Origin of the sequence: Aeromonas sp. sif0611 (assembly GCF_019218845.1) — a bacterium.
GTDB lineage: Bacteria > Pseudomonadota > Gammaproteobacteria > Enterobacterales > Aeromonadaceae > Aeromonas > Aeromonas media.
The window spans coordinates 1-374 of the sequence record NZ_JAHUWU010000035.1; the positions used below are offsets into that span (position 1 = coordinate 1).

The window sequence follows — 374 nt, forward strand, 5'->3', positions numbered from 1 at the left end:
AAGTCGTAACAAGGTAACCCTAGGGGAACCTGGGGTTGGATCACCTCCTTACCTTAAGATGTCGAAGTTGTTGAGTGTTCACACAGATTGCCTTGATTCAAAGTAGTTAGAGCAAAGACCTGATGCGAAAGCGTCAGTGCTTATCTGGCTTAGGCCAGATGAGAGAAGCCCTATCATTGGGTTTTGGGATGTGAATAATGGCGCTCGGCCTCGCAGGCTCAGCACTCGCCATTACCCAAAATCTGCACTGCTAACGCAGCGCAAAGATGATTTTGGGTCCCCTTCGTCTAGAGGCCTAGGACACCGCCCTTTCACGGCGGTAACAGGGGTTCGAATCCCCTAGGGGACGCCACTTCTCTTCTTGCTAACAAGAA

At 50.8% G+C, this 374-nt stretch carries 1 tRNA gene; it reads left to right on the forward strand.

Annotation, left to right across the window (positions count from 1 at the left end):
- Positions 1 to 276 precede the first annotated feature (276 nt).
- Positions 277 to 352: transfer RNA gene (locus KW824_RS20650), tRNA-Glu, on the forward strand.
- The last annotated feature ends 22 nt before the right edge of the window (positions 353 to 374 follow it).